Below are 16817 nucleotides of genomic sequence, written 5' to 3'. Positions count from 1 at the left end.
TTTCCGCACTCACCATGACGCCCAATAGTTGGTCCAGTGCCATCGACCTTAGCCAAAAGCGCATTTTGCTCACCGGAGGGAGTGGCTTTTTGGGCAAACATGTGCTGCAGCAGTTGCAAGTGCTGGGGGTGAAGCCGGAGCAGGTGCGGATCCCGCGCTCCCGCACCCACGACCTGCGCCGCTGGGAAGTCTGCCAAGAGGTGGTGCAGGGGCAAGATGTCGTCATCCATTTGGCGGCCCATGTGGGCGGCATCGGCCTCAACCAGGCCAAGCCGGCGGAGCTCTTCTACGACAACCTGATCATGGGATCCCAGCTCATCCACGCCGCTTATCTAGCCGGGGTGGAGAAGTTTGTCTGTGTGGGCACCATTTGCGCTTATCCCAAGTTCACCCCCGTCCCCTTCAAGGAAGAGGATCTCTGGAATGGCTACCCGGAGGAGACCAACGCCCCCTACGGCATTGCCAAGAAAGCCCTGCTGGTGCAGCTGCAGGCCTACCGGCAGCAGTATGGCTTCAACGGCATCTACCTCCTGCCGGTGAACCTCTACGGCCCCATGGACAACTTCGATCTCGAAACTTCCCACGTGATCCCGGCCTTGATCCGCAAGGTGCATGAAGCCCAACAGCGGGGCCAGAACTACGTGGAGGTGTGGGGAGATGGCAGCCCCACCCGCGAGTTTTTCTACGTCGAAGATGCGGCCCGGGGTATTCTCCTGGCCACTCAGCTCTACAACAGCCCTGAGCCCCTGAATTTGGGCACGGGCGAGGAGATCTCCATTCGGGATCTCATTGCCCTCATCTGCGAGCTGATGGAGTTTCGCGGCGAGATCCGCTGGCAAACGGACAAGCCCAACGGCCAACCCCGCCGCTGCCTAGATGTCTCCAAGGCCCGCGAGAGGATAGGCTTTGTGGCCAAGGTGGGGCTGCGGGAAGGGCTGCAGCGCACCATCGACTGGTACCGCCGCCACGCCTCCAACGGGGCAAACTAGGCAAGGGGCTGGCTCTCCAGCCTTCCATCCTCCATGTGCAGCACCCGGTCGGCAATATCAAGGATGCGGTTGTCGTGGGTCACCATCAGGATGGTGCAACCCTGCTCCCGCGCCAACTTCTCCATCAGGGTCACCACCTCGCGGCCCGACTTGCTATCCAGGGATGCCGTTGGCTCATCCGCCAGCACCAGCTTGGGGTGGCTGACCAGGGCCCGCGCAATGGCCACCCGCTGCTTTTGCCCTCCCGAAAGCTGCTCTGGGTAGTAGTGGACGTGATCCCCGAGGCCCACTGCCGCCAGCATCGCTTCTGCCCGCTGTTGGGCTTGCTGGGAAGAAAGGCCATTGTGCAGCTCCAGGGCCATGCGCACATTTTGGGCTGCCGTCAGGGAGCGCAGCAGGTTGTGGGCCTGAAAAATATACCCGATTTTACGGCGGACCTGGACAAGCGTGTTGGGCTTGGCTCCCCGCAGCTCCTGCCCCAATACCTGCAAGCTGCCCTCCTGGACCGAGCGCAAGGCTCCCAGGAGGGTGAGCAGCGTGGTCTTGCCGGAGCCAGAGGGGCCAGTCAACAACACAATCTCCCCCGGCTGCAGAACAAAGTTGATGTCAAAAAGCACTTGCCGGCGCAGGGATCCCTCTCCGAAATAGTGGTTTAGCCCTTCGACTTTGACCACTGGCTCAGCAGTATTTTGAGTAGGAGTGGGAGCAGCTTGATGAAGAAGAGAAGTTAGCATAGGAAGCTCAAAATCCCAGAACTTTGCATTGACAAATCACTAACTAGGCCATCCTCTAGATTGTTGCTGCAGCAGTAGCCAGAACTGCTAGAAAATATCAGCAGGATCAGCAGCCCGCAGCCGTCGTACCGCAATTGCTCCTGAGATAAAGCACATACTCACTGTTAAGCCTAGGACCAACATTGCTCGGTTGAAGGTCATGGCAATAGGCAAGAGAGTGGCATTGGCTGTCAAATCGTAGAGCAAAACTGCTAGGGCAAAAGCGGGAATGTAGCCCAAGACAGCCAGCAAAAGAGCCTCCTGAAGTACTACCCCCAACAGATAGGTGTCGGTGTAGCCCATGGCCTTGAGGGTGGCATACTCTGCTAGGTGGTCGGAGACATCGGTATAGAGAATCTGATAGACAATAACAATGCCGACGATAAAGCCCATGGCCACCCCCAGACCAAAAATAAAGCCAATAGCCGTGCCTTCCTCCCAATAGCTCCGCTCCATGTCAATAAACTCTGCCCGCGAGAGTACCCGCACATCCTCCGGCAGCAAAGCTCGCATCTGCTCTAGCAGTGGCTCGGGATCTACCCCTGGCTGGAGTTGCACCACGCCAATGTCTATCAGGCCACGCTCGCGCTGGGGAAAAATGCGCAGGAAATTGAGGTCACTGGTAAGGATGGTGCCGTCGGCGCCAAAGGTGGCTCCCATCTCAAACAGGCCCCCCACCTGGACACGGCGGTTCCCCACCTCGGTAACCACCTCCTGTCCCTCCTCAAACCATTGGGCAATCGGACCAAACTCGCTGCGGGAGCGGCGATCAAAGAGCACTACGTCCATCTTTTTAGTCTCCTCCAGCTCCTCGGGGGTCAGCCCTGGCAAATCCAACAGGTCGGCAGAGGGATCCACTCCCACTACAAAAATGCTGCGGGTGCGACGGGTCTCGGGGTTTTTCCAGAGGGCAAAGCCCAAATACACTGGCGAGATGGCTCGCACTCCCTCAAAGCCCAACGCCTGATAGAGCCGCCGCTGGGAAAAGGGGTTCATGGCAATGAGGGCGTTGGACTGGGGACTGACTAGGAAGATCTCCCCCTTGAGAGCAACATGGAAGCGGATGGCACTCTCCAGCAGGCTGTCCTGGAAACCCAACTGCATGAACATAAGGATGCAGGCAAAGGTAATGCCTGCAATGGCCACCAGCAGGCGGATCTTCTCCCGCATCAACTGCAGCCAGGCTAGGGGGATGCGGTGCCCAAGAATACCAAACAGGCTGGACATCGCTCCCTCTACCCCTCGACCTCGATGGCCACATCCACCTGCAGGTTGGTCAGGCCAGCTACGCGGGCACTGCTTTCTGGATCCAGGCGGATGTACACTTCCACCACCCGAGCATCCACATCGGCAGCAGGGTCAGTGTTAAGCACATCTTTCTTGCCAATTTGCAAGCCCACCCGCTCCACCCGGCCCTGCAGGGTTTCTGGCAGCGCGCGGTTGCTGATGGTGGCCCGTTGTCCGGGCCGCACCCGCAGGATGTCGGTTTCGTAGACCTCCGCCACCACCATCATCTGGTCGGTGTTGCCCAGCTCGAGGATCCCTTTGTCAGCAGTGATGATCTCCCCTGGCCGAGCGTGGATTTTCAGCACCTGGCCAGCGCGGGGAGCACGGATGAGGGTGCGCTCTAGGCGGGCTTCCGCCAGCTCCAGGTTGCGGACTAAAGACTGCAGCTGCACTTGTGCCTGCGCCCGCCTCAACCCCGCTTCAGCAGCCTGCACCTGGGCTTGGGCGTTGCGCAGATCCTGCTCGCGGGCTATGCGCAGTTGGTTGAGAGTGGCCTCGGCAGCCTGCAAGTCCTCCTGGCGCTGCCGCACCAGAAGAGCCTTTTGATCGAGTTCCTGTTGAGAGATAGCCCCCTCCTGCCAGAGAGCCTGAAAGCGAGCCAGGTTAGCCTCTGCATCGGCTAGCTCCGCCCGCAGGCGCTTCACCACTGCCTCCTGGGATCGGATCTGCAACTGTTGCGGTTCGTCTAGGCGTTTGAGGCGAGTGCGTGCTTCTTCAATTTGAGCCTGGCCAAAGCGGGTCTCAGCCTCTAGACGAGCGCGGGCTTCTTGCAGTTGAGCAGCAGCATACTCCCGTTCTGCTAAGCGCTCCCTGTAGCTTTCCAAACGAGCCAATACTTGCCCGGCCACCACCCGCTCCCCTTCGGCTACCCACAGCTCCCCCAGTCGTTCGCCGGGAGGGCCAGCAACGCGGATGACTTCTCCTTCTGGTTCTAGGCGGCCCAGAGCTCCAACATAGCTGGCTGACGACGTTGGCTTGGCCCCTGCCGGAGTTGCTGCTGGCGGCGTTGCTTCTTGAGGAGCTGCTTGTTTGCTTAACCCGAAGCTAGCTAGCGCTACCCAGCCGGCCAGCCCAGCTCCTAGCAGTAACCACAGCACTCGGGGGCTCATTTTGCCGTCAACTTCAAGGCCACGGCTACCCTGTTTTTAAGAAATATAAAGCTTAGTAGACAGATGTGTCAAGTTCGAGATCACACCTTTAAGCAGCTCATTTGCCTCAGGCTTTGCTGCAGAAGGCAAAGAACTGCTGATATGATCTGGCTTGCCTAAGCCTCTAACAGGCAGCAGCTTTTGTTCTGGGTGTGTGCGAGGAGTGAGGGAAAGGTGCAATGGTAGAGACAGTCGGGGGAGAAGATCCCGTCATCTCGGCGCGTGCTCCGTCTTCATCTCTGCTTGGGCAAGGTTTGGATCCCTCGAACTCCTCCCTTTCGGCTTATCACTTCGTGGGGATTGGGGGGGTTGGGATGTCCGCTTTGGCCTACATTTTGGCTAAGCAAGGGTTTCGCGTTTCCGGATCAGATATTGTTGCTAATGATCGCACTCGCCGCCTAGAAGCTTTGGGGGTGCGCGTTATTCAAGGTCACACAGCGGAGGGGCTGGTTGGGGATCCCCAGGTGGTCTACTCCAGTGCCATTCGCCCCAGCAACCCGGAATTGGCAGCGGCTCTAGACAAGGGACTAAAGGTTTGGCATCGAGCCGATTTACTGGCTGCCCTGTTTAACCATCGCCCCAGCATTGGTGTAGCAGGCACCCATGGCAAAACCACCACCAGCAGCATGATTGGCTATGTGCTGCTGGCAGCAGGCTGGGATCCCACCTTAATCATTGGCGGAGAGATGGACGCCTGGGATGGCAACGCCCGTCTGGGCCAGGGGGAATACCTAGTAGCCGAGGTGGATGAGTCGGACGGATCGCTGGTGCGGCTTTACCCCAAGATTGGCGTGATCACTAACATTGAGCTAGATCACCCGGATCACTATGCCAATCTGGAGCAGGTAATCCGGGCCTTTCAGCAGTACGGGCAGCAGAGCCAAACCCTGGTGGCTTGCCTAGATTGCCCCAACGTGGCTGCTCATCTAGCGGTGAATGTGGGCTACAGCATTGCTGGCCATCCCCAAGCTCAGTACCAGGCCCGGGAGATTGTCTACGCCGCGGATTTTACCTCTGCTGAGATCTGGGAGAGGGGATCCCTCCTTGGCCAGCTCCAGCTGCAGGTGCTGGGATCCCACAACCTCAGCAACGCTTTGGCCGCCGTTGCCGTTGGGCGACAGTTGGGCTTGGAGTTCCCCGTGATTGCCTCTGCTCTGGCCCAGTTTCGGGGGGTGCAGCGCCGCTTTGAAGCCAAGGGCGAGGTAGGCGGGGTCACTTTTATCGATGACTATGCCCACCATCCCAGTGAGGTTCGCGCTACGCTGCAGGCAGCACGGCTGCAGCAGCGGCGGGTGGTGGCCGTGTTTCAGCCCCATCGCCACAGCCGCTTGGCTGCCCTATTCCAAGATTTTGCCTGCTGCTTTGAGAAGGCAGATGTGGTGGTGATCGTGCCCACCTATGGGGCAGGAGAACCGGCGCCGGAGCGTTCTGACAGCTTGCGGTTGGCCGTGGCGGTGGCGGAGCACCATCCGCAGGTGCACTATGTGTCTTCTTTGCCGCAATTGCCGCAGGTGTTGGCCTCTGTTCTGCAGCCTGGAGATCTCGCTGTCTTTTTGGGTGCAGGTGATCTCAATCAGCAGATAGCCGCTACGATGCGGGCATATGCAGCCCAGGTAGGGGAACAGCTCCGGCCTGCTCCGGAGGGGGACTAGCCCGGGCAAGCCAAAAATCCCAGCTTTTAGCTAAAGAGATGGCTGCTTGCAAGGTATCGATATCATGACGACAGCTCCGGTGGTGCCCTCCTGTGGGTCTGACGCCGCGGACCTTCCTGGCGACAAGGAGCTTCTCCTCACGGAGCAAGCAGCGCTGCTGTCTGGACGGATTCGCCCAGGGATCCCCTTGGCTCCTCTAACCACCTTCCGCGTGGGCGGCAAGGCGGAGTGGTATTGTGAGCCCGGCAGCAACCGGGAACTGCAGCAGTGCTTGGCCTGGGCGCGGACGCAAGGGATCCCTGTCACCCTGTTGGGGGCAGGTAGCAACCTGCTCATCAGCGATGCGGGGTTGAGGGGGCTAGTTATCCACACCCGGCGTTTGCGCGGGCTGCAACTGTTGGAGGGGGGAAGGATCTGGGCCGCTGCCGGAGAACCTTTGGTCAACCTGGCGCGGGTAGCTGCCAAGCAGGGCTGGAGCGGCTTGGAATGGGCAATTGGGATCCCAGGCACGCTGGGGGGAGCGGTGGTGATGAATGCCGGCGCCCACGGGCGCGCCATGGCGGATGTGCTGGTGGAGGTGCAGATTTTGGATGAAGACCAGAAGCCCTGCCGCTTGGAACCTGCTGCCTTGCAATTTGGCTACCGCCGCTCTCGCCTGCAAGACTTGCCCTGGACGGTTATAGGGGCAACCTTGCAGTTGATCCCAGGCCGGGATCCAGCCCAGGTGCAGTGGGAAACCCAGCGCAACCTCAACCAGCGTCTCAGCTCTCAGCCCTACCATCTACCCAGTTGTGGCAGCGTCTTTCGCAACCCCGAAACCTACCCTGCCGGCTGGTTAATTGAGCAGGCCGGTCTAAAGGGCTACCGGATTGGCGGGGCCCAGATTTCCGAGCGCCATGCCAACTTCATCCTCAATTGCGGCCAGGCCAGCGCCAGCGACATCTATCGCCTGATTCGCCTGGCGCAGGAAAAGGTTTATCAGCAGTGGTCAATACTTCTGGAGCCAGAAGTACGGATTCTAGGCTCCTTTGAGGAAACTGGTTAGAGGGCCAGTACCCCGCAATGGTTGCTTCGAAGGAGCCCCTGGGGGTTGCCACCCACTCCAGAGCTAGCCAAGCCATAGGCAAGCGGCGAGCCAAAGAGAGAGTACTCCCCTTCCCCGTCCGCAACAGTTCCATCGCTTTATGAAAACCCAGAGACAGTGTCTAGCTTTGCACCTAGGAACGTGGCAGGGCCTCTTTTCCAACTACCGACCCACGGCTCATGGTTGGGAGCGGGTGGGCCAAAAGCGCAGCCTCATCACCTTTGAAGCTTTGGATTTGGGCGGGATCCGCCAAACCAATGCCTACTACCCCCTAGAGGGATCCCCTACCCCAGAAAGCCACCAGAGCTGGGTTTATCAGGATTTCTCGCCCGGCTTGCGCTTTTTCCCCGATGGCTCCTTTTCCAACGGGCGGCTGCAATTGGCACCATTTGGCGATTTTGCCGTCGAGCAGGGCTTCCTCTGGGGGGATTGCAAGGCGCGGCTGGTGCAACAATGGGACGCCCAGGGCCGCTTGGTGGGGGTGACTGTCATCTTGGAGCAGCGCGGCCAAGCGCTGGATCTTGCTGCCAACTTTCCCTCACTTACCAAGGCGCAACTAAGCCTAGCCCTGCAAGGGCGATGGCGGGGGATCGCCCAGAGCTTTTCTGCCCCTGACAGCCTGCTCAGCGAAACTGAGGTGTGCTTTTCAGAACCAGACTGGATCAGCCCCTGGGATCCCTTGCCGGGAGGGCTATGGATTGGCGGGCCGGATCCCTTGCCCATCCCTACCCTGCATCGGGATCGCCGCTTTTCTGTCAGCCTTGGCTGGTTTCCGGAAGGGCCGGAAGGCCGCCACCTGCTGCACTTGGTGCGCGACTACGATGAGCGTGGCGCCTGGCAACGGGTTACGCTGATCCGGCTGGAGCGGGATCCTGGGTGAGAAAAGCGCAGACCTGGGCAAACACCGTCTCCCGCTCACAGTCCAACGTGAGAATGTGGTCGGAGTGCTCCAGCCAATGCAGGCTCTTCTGGGCGGATCCCAGTTCTTGATAAAGCCACGCTGCTTGTTCAGGATCCACCACCGTATCTTGGCGCGGCTGCAGGATGAGGGTGGGAACCTGGACACTGGCCACCTCCCCCTTGACCCGCTCGATGAGCTCAAGGGCGCTGCGCACTGCCGTCAGATTGAAGCTGCGAAAATAGGCCACTTTTTCTGCCAAAGCGCGGACATCGCCATCCCGAATCGCTAGGCGAAAGCGAGGGACATCTTCCAAGAGCCAGCCCAGGCTGTGGAGGTACTGCTCCGGGCGAAAGAGATAGTACCAGTGGTGGCGAATGGCAAAAAACGGTGCCAGCAGCACCAATTTGTGGACAGGATGGGCAAAGGCCAGGTGCAGCGCCAACAGGCAGCCGGTGGAAAACCCCACCAGCGAAACACGCGGGTACTCCTGCCGCAGGGCTAGGTAATGCTCCAAAACCCGCCCGTACCAGTCGGTCCAGCGGGAAGGGGGCATGCGGGGTGCTGGACGCTCGTGGCCAGGGTAGTTAAACCCCTGCACCGTCAGGCCGGCTGCCAGCAGCCGCTCCGCCAGCCACTGCAACTCGTAGACGCCACCCCCCAACCCATGGAGCAGCAGGCAGGCGTGCTCCCTTGATCCCCGCCACAGAAAAGGCTCGTTGCTCAGCATCAAAACCTCGCCTCAAGACTTGACCCAGGTCAGGACAGGATCCCTTTTTAACCCAGGGCAATATCCAGCAGCAGCATCACCACAAACCCACTGAGAACGCCAAAGGTGCCCTCCCGCTCCAGCCCCCGCCGGTGCGACTCGGGGAGGATCTCATCCGAGATCACAAACAACATTGCCCCGGCAGCAAAGGCCATGCCCCAGGGCAACAAGGACTGCGCCAGAGAAACCACCGTCGCTCCCAGGATGCCGCCGATGGGCTCCACCAGTCCGGTCAGCAGGGCAATGGCAAAAGCAAACAGCCGCGAGTACCCCTGGCCTGCCAGCGACAAGGCCACCACCAGCCCTTCCGGCATGTTCTGCAGGCCGATCCCCAGGGTCAGCACCAGCCCATCGCCGACCTGGCCGGTGGCAAACCCCACCCCCACCGCCAAGCCTTCCGGGAAGTTGTGCAAGGCAATGGCGATGATAAAGAGCCAGATCCGCTTTAGATGGGCGCGGTTCTCCCCTTCGATCCCTTTAAAGAAGTGCTCGTGGGGAAGAAGCTGGTGGGCACTCTCGAGGAAGATCGCCCCCAGCAACAAGCCCGCCACCATCACTACGGCCGCCCCCAACTGGGAATATCCCAGTGCCAGCGCCGCCTCGGTGCCCGGCACCAGCAGCGAAAACGAGGTGGCAGCCAACATTACCCCACCCCCAAACCCCAGCAGGATCCCTTGCACCCTCGCCGAGAGCGAGGGGAGAAACAGCGCCGGCAAAGCCCCCAGCCCCGTTGCTAATCCGGCCACAAAGCTGGCCAGGGATCCCGTTGCAATTGGATGCACAAGCCACTCTCCGTCAAGGCCCAATGCCTCTCAATTTTCCCCCATCCGCCGGCTCTTTCTCCTCGACGGCTGAAGATGGCTCTCCGGCTGCTGAGGCGCAGCTTGCAACCTTCCCCACAAGTGTCGTAGGCGGATCCCCGCTCTGGAGCTCGTCACCCTGCCAGGCACCAGACAACCTAGGTGTCAATGTTTTTCGTCACTTTCAATAAACTCGTCTTGGTGCTAGGCCCTCTGGAACTGAGCTGAGGAAAACAGCAATTGCCACTCTTGTAGTCTGGGAGGGGTTTGCTTGGGGCTAGCCGGCTGCTGCGGCGGCGGAAGCAGCGGAACGACGATATTGCCGACACCCACGCCAACACCCACACCAACACCGGCTCCGACTGCTCCGACTTTTGCCAAGGCATTTAGCCCCACCTCAGTGGCTGCCGGCCCCACCGCCAAAACAACCCTGACCTACACAATTACCAACACAGCCGCCCTGCCGCTGACCGGCCTCTCTTTCTCCGATCCGCTACCTGCCGGCTTAATTGTCGCCACTCCCAATAACTTGAACAACGGCTGCGGCGGGACGGTGGCCGCTCCGCCAGGAGCAAATTCCATCTTGCTGGTCAACGGTTCGTTAGCAGCTAACGCCAGTTGCACCATCAGCCTAGACCTTCAAGTTACGGCCACCACAGCGGGATCCCTGACCAGCCCAGCGGTAGTCCTCAGCAGCAACCAGGCGCCCAATGCTACCGCTGCTGCTATCAACCTGACGGTAACGGTGCCAGCTCCCACCTTTACCATGGCCTTTTCTCCTAACCCGCTTGGACCAATTGGCCCAGCCCCTGTTACCGGCACTGGAACGCTCACCTTTACCATCATCAACAACGCCGCTATACCCTTGACCGGCGTGAGCTTTAGCCACACCTTGCCGGGAGCGCCGTCTGGGGGTTTGCAGGTTGCTGGTGCGCCGACTCCTACACCTTCCTGCGGCTCCCCCACTCTCACAGCTACTGTGGGGGGGAACACCATTCAATTCACCGGAGGGTCAGTGGCTGTAGGCGGAACCTGCACAGTCACTATTCCTGTCAAGACCGCGGTAGCCTTGACACCAGCCGGCACCTACTCTTACCCCAACCCCTCTGTCACGTTGAACAGCACGGAGGCGGCTCCTGTTCAGGCTGGGCCTGTTACTTGGACAGTGGTGGTGAACTAGTCCTTCAAAAGCAGCTCGGCAATTTGAATGGCGTTGAGGGCTGCTCCTTTGCGGATCTGATCCCCGCACAGCCACAGCTCTAGAGCTTTGGGCTCGGAGATATCCTGGCGGATGCGGCCCACGGCCACTTCGTCTTTGCCGGCTACATCAATGGGCATGGGGAAGCGGTTGCGTTCCCAATCTTCGATAAGCACCACCCCAGGAGCCTGGGCCAGAATTTGTCGGGCTTGTTCCACCGGGAAGGGCTGCTCGAACTCCAGGTTGAGGGCCTCGGCATGGGTGCGCAGCACCGGCACCCGCACGCAGGTAGCCGTCAGCCGTAGGTGGGGGGATCCCATAATCTTGCGGGACTCGTTGACCATCTTCATCTCTTCCTGGCAGTAGCCATTTTCTTGCAGGGGGCTGTTGTGGAGGAAGAGGTTGAAGGCAATGGGATAGGGGAACACCTGCGGCTGCAACGGCTGGCCTTGCAGGTAGGCGCGGGTTTGCTCCTCCAGCTCCACCATGGCGCGGGCCCCGGCCCCGCTGGCGGACTGGTAGGTGGCAGCCACCACGCGGCGCAGCGGGATGTGGCGATGCAGTGGGTAGATGGCCACGCACATTAGGATGGTGGTGCAGTTGGGGTTGGCGAGGATCCCCTGGTGGCGAAAGGCTTCCTGGGGGTTGACCTCCGGCACCACCAGGGGGACATCGGGATCCAGGCGGAAGGCGCTGGAGTTGTCAATTAGCACTGCCCCTGCCTCGACGATGGTCTTGGCCCAAGTTTTGGAAACACTTGCCCCGGCAGAGGCCAACACCAGGTCCAGACCCCGAAAGGACGCTTCTGAAACCGGCTCCACCGGGATCCGTTCTCCCTTGAAGGTCAAGTAGGTGCCCGCCGAGCGGGGCGAGGCCAACAGCTTCAGCTCTGCCACCGGAAAGCGGCGCTCTTCCAGCAGCTTCAGCAGCTCCATTCCTACGGCCCCTGTGGCCCCCAAGATGGCTACCCGTTGTTGCCGTCCCATGCTTTCTTGTCCTCAGCTTTTCCTAATTCTAGGGCTCTCTAGGGCTCAAGAGGTTGCCGTCATCGCCGCCAGAGCGGCCTGCACATCCGCCAGCTCGACTTGATCGGTCAGCTCCGCTTGGCCAATCCGGCGGGGCAGAACGAAGCGGATCCGCCCTTGCTTGACTTTTTTGTCCGCCTGCAGCGCCTGCAGCACCGCCTCCCAAGGGATCCCGGCGGGCCAGTGGCTGGGCAGCCCTGCCCTTTCGATAAGGCGTCGCTGCCGCTCGGCCTCAGCCGCGCTCCACCACCCCAGGCGACGGGCGATCTCCCCCGCAGCCACCATGCCAATGGCAACCGCCTCCCCGTGCAGGTAGCGGCGGTAGCCGGTAACAGTTTCCAGGGCATGGCCGAGGGTGTGGCCGTAGTTGAGGATGGCCCGCAGGCCCCCCTCTCGTTCGTCCTGCTGCACCACCCAGGCTTTGCACTCGGCACAGCGGCGCAGCAGATAGTGCAGATCTGCGGGAGCAAAGTCGGCATAGCGGCTCAGCCTGGGCCGGTCTTCCAAAAACTCAAACAGGTCGGCAGCCTGGATGACGCCGTACTTGATCACTTCGGCTAGGGCTGAAGTAAACTCCCGCCGGGGCAGGGTCTGCAACACCGTTGGATCAATCCACACCAGGCGCGGCTGGTAGAAGGCCCCAATTAGGTTTTTCCCCCCGGGATGGTTGACCCCGGTCTTGCCGCCAATGGCCGCATCCACCATGGCCAAAAGCGAGGTGGGCACCTGCACCCAAGGGATCCCGCGCAGCCAGGTGGCGGCAGCAAACCCCACCATATCCCCGATTACCCCGCCTCCTAGGGCCACGAGGGTGGAGGAGCGCTCCAGGCCAAAGCTCAAGGCAGCATCATAGATCTTGGCCACCGAGCGCAGGGTCTTGTAGCGCTCGCCGGCGGGCAACAGAAAAAGATGGGCGGCAAACCCGGCTTGTTGCAACCCTTGCATCAACTTTTCAGCAAAATGCTTGGCAATACCCGGATGGCTCACCACCAGCACCTTGCCGGCTAGCCCCAAAGCTCGCAGCTGGGATCCCAACTGCCTGAGGCTGTGGCCGCTAGGGCCTGCGGAGGACTGGATGAGAATGTCGTAGGAGCTGTGGGGAAGCTTGACAGGGATTAGACAGGGATCCATGGGCGCTGCTATTGGAAGATGGGATCCAGTGTGGCATGTTCCGCTGCTTCCCATTCTCCCCTCCCTAACTGGCTTGCTGGAGCTCACGGCCTGCTGGTGGGAGCCGGCCAGTTGGTTTTGCGGTGAGGTTCCTAGCTCTGGGCTGCCCCCGGCTGCTGGCTTGTAACGTTTTCTCCTGCCTGGCTCCAGGAGGAGTTCCCGGCAGGTTAGGGTGGGATCTGGCTTTAACTTGTAGTTGGGCCTCGAAGTCCTTATGATTGAGGTATAGACTCAAGAAGTTCAAAAAGCGCCTTTGCCCTTACCGCAGGGAGGAGTTTCATGGCTGGCAACACCGGAGAGCGACCTTTTGTTGACATTATTACCAGTGTCCGCTACTGGGTTATTCATGCCCTGACCATTCCCGCCTTGTTTTTGGCCGGCTGGCTTTTTGTTAGCACCGGCCTAGCCTATGATATTTTTGGCACGCCGCGCCCCAATGAGTATTTCACCGCAGAGCGTCAGGAGTTGCCAATTGTAAGCGACCGCTTCAACGCTCTCGAGCAGCTGGAGAGGCTAACGCGCTAGGGCAAGGCGAGGGTAGCAGCTTCGTAACTGTTGCGGTTTGTAATGTCCTAAGAGGCGAGGTCTGAGCGATGGCAACTAAACCAGCTACCAAATCTGATGAGCCTGTTTTTTATCCTGTTTTTACTGTCCGCTGGTTGGCAGTACACACGCTGGCGATCCCAACGGTCTTCTTTCTGGGAGCCATTGCTGCAATGCAGTTTATTCAACGGTGAAACCCTATGGCTGATCAACCTGAAAGGAACCCCAATACCCAGCCGGTAGAGCTAAACCGCACCTCCCTCTACCTGGGCTTGTTGTTGGTGTTTGTGCTTGGCCTGTTGTTTTCTAGCTACTTTATCAACTAAGGCTTAGGTTATCTCTGCTTCTGACAGTCAGTTGAAGAAAAGCGGTAGGGAGGTAGGCTTACCTTCATCCCTCCTTGGGGCTGTAGCTTTCCTTAAAGATCTACTTCTTGTGGAGGCCAGTTGCTATGACCAGTCAGGCAAGGATTCCCCTGTGGATAGTGGCTGTGGTTGTTGGTCTGGGTGTGATTACGGTGGTGGGGCTTTTCTTCTATGGCTCCTATGTGGGCCTTGGCTCGGGCTTCTAGTTCTACCCAACTCCCAGCGTAGTGGTGTCAGGTTTGCTAATGGGCCTAGCTGAAAACAGTTAGGCTTTTTTGTTTTCCGCCGGAACGGAGATCCCTGGGCGGTAGACTAGCTGGAGATCCCGCTTCTGTCGGGCTCTGGCGGGAAGAGGGGTTGAGGCTAATGGAAACGGTACCAATGTCCTGGAGGGTTGAGAGGGGCTATATCTCTGTTAAGCAAGCATGAACTTTTTTAACGATCCGGATGGCGGCTGCTGAGAGGGGAACTGAGGCCCCGTAGAATGAATCCCAAAATTCCAGGCAGGACCTTCGGACATGGATTACATTCGCACCTTCAACGACGATCCCTGCGAGGGCCACCTTTCGACGCCGATTAGCGACTCTCCTGTTACACGTCTGTTCCTCAACAATCTTCCCATCAACCGTCCTGGGCTGTCGCCGCTGTTGCGGGGGCTGGAGATTGGGCTGGCGCATGGCTATTTCCTAGTGGGACCGGAAATCGTGGTGGGCCCGCTGCGGGACTATCCTGAGGCAGCTAATTTGGGTGGTCTGGTCACGGCGATGGCCCTGGTGCTGCTGGGAACCGCCTGCATGTCCGCCTATGGCAGCGTTACCTTCGGAAACAAGCCGGAAACGCCGGGAGCCAATCCTCTATCTACAGCCCGTGGATGGGGGGATCTGACGGCAGGATTTTTCTTGGGAGGTATGGGCGGTGTGTTTGCTGCCTACTTCCTGTTGGAGAACTTTGCCGGGATCGACGCCATCTTTCGAGGGTTGGTGAATTAGTTGTCAAGCTTGTCAAGGCACTGGAGAGGAGCAAAACTATGACCGGTTCTTACGCTGCTGCTTATCTTCCTTGGATTTTCGTCCCCATTGTCGGTTGGCTGCTGCCGGCAGTGGCCATGGCCGTGCTCTTTTTGTACATTGAGCGCGACTAACTTGTTCTAGTCTCAATGGGTCTTAGAAGAGGGATCCCTGGGGAAGGGATCCCTTGCTTTTTGGGGAGACCTTTATCCCCGCTGCCGTCTTCCCAAAAGCTAGGGCAGTACCCGGCAAAGGTTGAGTCTTCTTGTCTTTGGGAAGGGGAAACTTCCAAAGCGTCTTAGCTCCCCTACCACCGTCCTTGATGCTGCCTATGCAATCTAAAAGCAGAAGCTCAAAAAGTTCCGCGAAGACATTGACTACGTCAAAGGAGCAACTGGCCTAGCCATTGCTTATAGATGGTCTTGACACTCCTCCGACTAAAGTCGGCTCTCCCAGGGGGATCCGCCCTCACCCCCAGCCCCTCTCCCTCTGGGAGAGGGGAGCGGGAGAAAGGGCTCCGCATCCCTACCACAGGCAACTGTGCCAGCCAGGCATATTGCTGCTTCAAGAGATCATGCGCTCGAGAGCAAGTTGCAAATCTTGAGTTAGCTCGGCTACTGCCTGTCTGGCTTCCTGGCGGCCTTGGCGGTACTGGCGTTCCCATCGCTGGCTCACCCAGATGGGATCCCCCACCGTAACCTGAACTTCTCGCCAACCCAGGCGAGGCCGGGCCGGGTAGGGATCGCCGCGCAGGCGGGCCAAGACATCAAACAGGATCAGGGCACTTTCTGCCAGCCGCTCAAAAGAAGGCTTACTCAGCAAGTACTCTTCCTGCACGGCCACGCAGCTTTCCACCAGGCGCATGTGCTGTAGGTAGAGGGTGGCCTGCTGGGCTTTCCAGTCGAGCAACCCCCGCTGCAGCGGAGCCAGGGATCCAGGATGCCGCAATTCTTCTCGGTAGATCTGGGTCCAGGCGGCTTCTTCGATGCGGCGGCAGCGGCTGTTCCAATCCCCTTGGGGAGATAGGCCAAAGTAGGTCTCGGCCGTCTGCAGCGCCGTGTGGAGCAGCCGCTCCAGGCGGGCGTTGAAAGGCTCCCCAGAGGGAAGAGGGGGAAGGCCGTAAAACGTTTCCATCTGGGCCAGCAGGTGGTGGGCCAGGCCACAAATCCGCTGAGCCCAGTGGCGGTTTGCGGAAGGCTTGGGAGCCGCCGGCGGCGTCAGGCCACTGAGGCGCTCGAGGTGGCTTAGCAGGCGCTCCAGCTTTTTCCAAGAAGGCTTCAGGTAGCGGTATTGGATCCCGATGGGCACCACAACCACCTTCTCCGAACGACCGGCTTTGGCCAGGTCTTCGGCACACCAAAAGGCCAGCTGCGCTGTTCCCGGCTCCAGAGGATTGACCCGCTCGCTGTGGCCGTTGGTGGCCCCTTCCGGCGCGATCCCAAAAGGAAACTGGCCCTCCAGCAGTAGGCGCCGCGCCGCCGCCAGCGCCAGCCGATCCACCCGCCGTCCCCGGTGCACAGGGATCCCGCCCAGGCGAGACAGAAGCCACCCTAGCCACTCGCCTCCCCAAAGAGGCATGCCCCGGTCGTAGAGAAAATGGGCGTGAATGGGTTTGCGGAGGGGGATCCCTTGGCGACGGGCAGCCTGGGGCACCAGGCGAGAGAGCACGTAGAGGCCCACCAGGGGGTCATCCACCTCCACATGGCGGAAAGCGAGGATCAGCCGGATCTGGCCCGCCTGAAACTGGTGGTAGAGCTGCGCCAGGGTCTCCACGCCCCTAGCCTCGATTTTGGCAATGCCGGAAGGAAGCCAGGGCCGCACCCTCAGCCGCAACAGCAGCGGCAGGATCCCGTGGACAAGCCGCAGCACCCAGGGGCTGTAGGCCGGCGGGATAAAGTCCAGGGGGGGACGGGCAAAAGAGGGGGGTGGTGGTGGAAACAAGGCTTTTTCTCAAATACTGAATTGCTCAAGCTAGGCCCAACAAATCTCCATCCAACCGATCGGGTTATAGTCTTTTCAAACAAACATAGGACCCTTTGCCGCCAAGCCAAGCGCCCAGCCCCTCTCCCTCAGGCAGAGGGGAGGAGGGTCAGCTGTTTGGGTTTTGGT

The 16817-nt window shown here is 59.8% G+C and carries 20 protein-coding genes; 12 read left to right on the top strand and 8 right to left on the bottom strand.

The window, feature by feature from the left end; genetic code table 11:
• The first annotated feature begins 14 nt into the window (after positions 1-14).
• A complete protein-coding gene (locus NW822_RS07110; RefSeq protein WP_414360548.1) occupies positions 15-989 on the top strand; it encodes a GDP-L-fucose synthase family protein in 975 nt (324 codons plus the stop codon).
• Here NW822_RS07110 and NW822_RS07105 read toward each other — a convergent pair.
• From NW822_RS07105 to NW822_RS07095, 3 genes are all read right to left on the bottom strand, one after another.
• Entirely contained in the window at positions 986-1723 is a 738-nt protein-coding gene (locus tag NW822_RS07105; RefSeq protein WP_414403985.1) for a DevA family ABC transporter ATP-binding protein, read from the bottom strand. The genes NW822_RS07110 and NW822_RS07105 overlap by 4 nt on opposite strands.
• Positions 1724-1810: 87 nt before the next feature.
• Positions 1811-2989 (bottom strand): ABC transporter permease DevC, encoded by a 1179-nt coding sequence (gene devC / locus NW822_RS07100; RefSeq protein ID WP_414360542.1) that lies wholly within the window; start codon positions 2987-2989, stop codon positions 1811-1813.
• Between the two features lie 8 nt (positions 2990-2997).
• Positions 2998-4146, bottom strand: a complete 1149-nt coding sequence (locus tag NW822_RS07095) for an ABC exporter membrane fusion protein (RefSeq protein ID WP_414403984.1) — start codon at positions 4144-4146, stop codon at positions 2998-3000.
• Between the two features lie 305 nt (positions 4147-4451).
• On the opposite strand from NW822_RS07095, the gene murC reads away from it, so the two are divergent.
• The 3 genes from murC (at position 4452) to NW822_RS07080 (ending at position 7813) form a co-directional block, all read left to right on the top strand.
• Positions 4452-5849 carry a UDP-N-acetylmuramate--L-alanine ligase gene (murC, locus tag NW822_RS07090; protein ID WP_414403993.1) on the top strand — a complete coding sequence of 466 codons (1398 nt, stop codon included), beginning with the start codon at positions 4452-4454 and terminating at the stop codon, positions 5847-5849.
• Positions 5850-5913: 64 nt separating this feature from the next.
• Complete coding sequence (gene murB, locus NW822_RS07085) at positions 5914-6894, top strand: UDP-N-acetylmuramate dehydrogenase (RefSeq protein WP_414403983.1); 981 nt, start codon at positions 5914-5916, stop codon at positions 6892-6894.
• 139 nt (positions 6895-7033) lie between these two features.
• Positions 7034-7813 carry a DUF3598 family protein gene (locus NW822_RS07080; protein WP_414403982.1) on the top strand — a complete coding sequence of 260 codons (780 nt, stop codon included), beginning with the start codon at positions 7034-7036 and terminating at the stop codon, positions 7811-7813.
• On the opposite strand, the gene NW822_RS07075 is transcribed toward NW822_RS07080, so the two are convergent.
• Together NW822_RS07075 and NW822_RS07070 are read right to left on the bottom strand one after the other, a co-directional pair.
• Complete coding sequence (locus tag NW822_RS07075; protein ID WP_414403981.1) at positions 7779-8561, bottom strand: alpha/beta hydrolase; 783 nt, start codon at positions 8559-8561, stop codon at positions 7779-7781. The two genes, NW822_RS07080 and NW822_RS07075, sit on opposite strands and share 35 nt — an antisense overlap.
• A gap of 47 nt (positions 8562-8608) precedes the next feature.
• Positions 8609-9382 carry a ZIP family metal transporter gene (locus NW822_RS07070; protein WP_414403980.1) on the bottom strand — a complete coding sequence of 258 codons (774 nt, stop codon included), beginning with the start codon at positions 9380-9382 and terminating at the stop codon, positions 8609-8611.
• A gap of 285 nt (positions 9383-9667) precedes the next feature.
• Here NW822_RS07070 and NW822_RS07065 point away from each other — a divergent pair, with 285 nt between their 5' ends.
• A complete protein-coding gene (locus NW822_RS07065; protein WP_414403979.1) occupies positions 9668-9790 on the top strand; it encodes a hypothetical protein in 123 nt (40 codons plus the stop codon).
• A 10-nt stretch (positions 9791-9800) separates the two neighbouring features.
• Positions 9801-10580, top strand: a complete 780-nt coding sequence (locus NW822_RS07060; protein ID WP_414403978.1) for a hypothetical protein — start codon at positions 9801-9803, stop codon at positions 10578-10580.
• Here NW822_RS07060 and NW822_RS07055 read toward each other — a convergent pair.
• Together NW822_RS07055 and aroB are read right to left on the bottom strand one after the other, a co-directional pair.
• On the bottom strand, positions 10577-11584 hold the full coding sequence (locus NW822_RS07055; RefSeq protein WP_414403977.1) for an aspartate-semialdehyde dehydrogenase: 1008 nt from the start codon (positions 11582-11584) through the stop codon (positions 10577-10579). The genes NW822_RS07060 and NW822_RS07055 overlap by 4 nt on opposite strands.
• A 45-nt stretch (positions 11585-11629) precedes the next feature.
• Positions 11630-12754 (bottom strand): 3-dehydroquinate synthase, encoded by a 1125-nt coding sequence (gene aroB / locus NW822_RS07050; protein ID WP_414360522.1) that lies wholly within the window; start codon positions 12752-12754, stop codon positions 11630-11632.
• 318 nt (positions 12755-13072) lie between these two features.
• Between aroB and psbE the strand changes: the two genes are divergently transcribed.
• From psbE to NW822_RS07020, 6 genes are all read left to right on the top strand, one after another.
• Entirely contained in the window at positions 13073-13318 is a 246-nt protein-coding gene (gene psbE / locus NW822_RS07045; RefSeq protein ID WP_414360519.1) for a cytochrome b559 subunit alpha, read from the top strand.
• A gap of 68 nt (positions 13319-13386) precedes the next feature.
• Positions 13387-13530, top strand: coding sequence for a cytochrome b559 subunit beta (psbF, locus tag NW822_RS07040; RefSeq protein ID WP_414360516.1), 144 nt, complete (start codon positions 13387-13389; stop codon positions 13528-13530).
• A 6-nt stretch (positions 13531-13536) separates the two neighbouring features.
• A complete protein-coding gene (locus tag NW822_RS07035) occupies positions 13537-13662 on the top strand; it encodes a photosystem II reaction center protein L (RefSeq protein ID WP_414360515.1) in 126 nt (41 codons plus the stop codon).
• A 125-nt stretch (positions 13663-13787) separates the two neighbouring features.
• Positions 13788-13907 carry a photosystem II reaction center protein J gene (locus tag NW822_RS07030; RefSeq protein WP_414360513.1) on the top strand — a complete coding sequence of 40 codons (120 nt, stop codon included), beginning with the start codon at positions 13788-13790 and terminating at the stop codon, positions 13905-13907.
• Between the two features lie 312 nt (positions 13908-14219).
• Entirely contained in the window at positions 14220-14690 is a 471-nt protein-coding gene (locus NW822_RS07025) for a photosystem I reaction center protein subunit XI (RefSeq protein WP_414360511.1), read from the top strand.
• A gap of 38 nt (positions 14691-14728) precedes the next feature.
• Positions 14729-14842, top strand: a complete 114-nt coding sequence (locus tag NW822_RS07020) for a photosystem I reaction center subunit VIII (protein WP_414360509.1) — start codon at positions 14729-14731, stop codon at positions 14840-14842.
• Between the two features lie 430 nt (positions 14843-15272).
• On the opposite strand, the gene NW822_RS07015 is transcribed toward NW822_RS07020, so the two are convergent.
• A complete protein-coding gene (locus NW822_RS07015; protein WP_414360507.1) occupies positions 15273-16649 on the bottom strand; it encodes a 1-acyl-sn-glycerol-3-phosphate acyltransferase in 1377 nt (458 codons plus the stop codon).
• Between the last annotated feature and the right edge of the window lie 168 nt (positions 16650-16817).

Source organism: Synechococcus sp. H70.2 (genome assembly GCF_047462275.1).
In the GTDB taxonomy this organism is placed as follows: domain Bacteria; phylum Cyanobacteriota; class Cyanobacteriia; order Thermostichales; family Thermostichaceae; genus Thermostichus.
The sequence above is the reverse complement of the archived record's forward strand: the minus strand, read 5'-3'. Positions and strand labels throughout refer to the sequence as shown.

Coding starts and splice junctions, on each gene's coding strand:
- NW822_RS07110 (WP_414360548.1), top strand. CDS start 15: ATGACGCCCAATAGTTGGTCCAGTGCCATCGACCTTAGCCAAAAGCGC.
- NW822_RS07105 (WP_414403985.1), bottom strand. CDS start 1,723: ATGCTAACTTCTCTTCTTCATCAAGCTGCTCCCACTCCTACTCAAAAT.
- devC (WP_414360542.1), bottom strand. CDS start 2,989: ATGTCCAGCCTGTTTGGTATTCTTGGGCACCGCATCCCCCTAGCCTGG.
- murB (WP_414403983.1), top strand. CDS start 5,914: ATGACGACAGCTCCGGTGGTGCCCTCCTGTGGGTCTGACGCCGCGGAC.
- NW822_RS07080 (WP_414403982.1), top strand. CDS start 7,034: ATGAAAACCCAGAGACAGTGTCTAGCTTTGCACCTAGGAACGTGGCAG.
- NW822_RS07075 (WP_414403981.1), bottom strand. CDS start 8,561: ATGCTGAGCAACGAGCCTTTTCTGTGGCGGGGATCAAGGGAGCACGCC.
- NW822_RS07055 (WP_414403977.1), bottom strand. CDS start 11,584: ATGGGACGGCAACAACGGGTAGCCATCTTGGGGGCCACAGGGGCCGTA.
- aroB (WP_414360522.1), bottom strand. CDS start 12,754: ATGGATCCCTGTCTAATCCCTGTCAAGCTTCCCCACAGCTCCTACGAC.
- psbE (WP_414360519.1), top strand. CDS start 13,073: ATGGCTGGCAACACCGGAGAGCGACCTTTTGTTGACATTATTACCAGT.
- psbF (WP_414360516.1), top strand. CDS start 13,387: ATGGCAACTAAACCAGCTACCAAATCTGATGAGCCTGTTTTTTATCCT.
- NW822_RS07035 (WP_414360515.1), top strand. CDS start 13,537: ATGGCTGATCAACCTGAAAGGAACCCCAATACCCAGCCGGTAGAGCTA.
- NW822_RS07030 (WP_414360513.1), top strand. CDS start 13,788: ATGACCAGTCAGGCAAGGATTCCCCTGTGGATAGTGGCTGTGGTTGTT.
- NW822_RS07025 (WP_414360511.1), top strand. CDS start 14,220: ATGGATTACATTCGCACCTTCAACGACGATCCCTGCGAGGGCCACCTT.
- NW822_RS07020 (WP_414360509.1), top strand. CDS start 14,729: ATGACCGGTTCTTACGCTGCTGCTTATCTTCCTTGGATTTTCGTCCCC.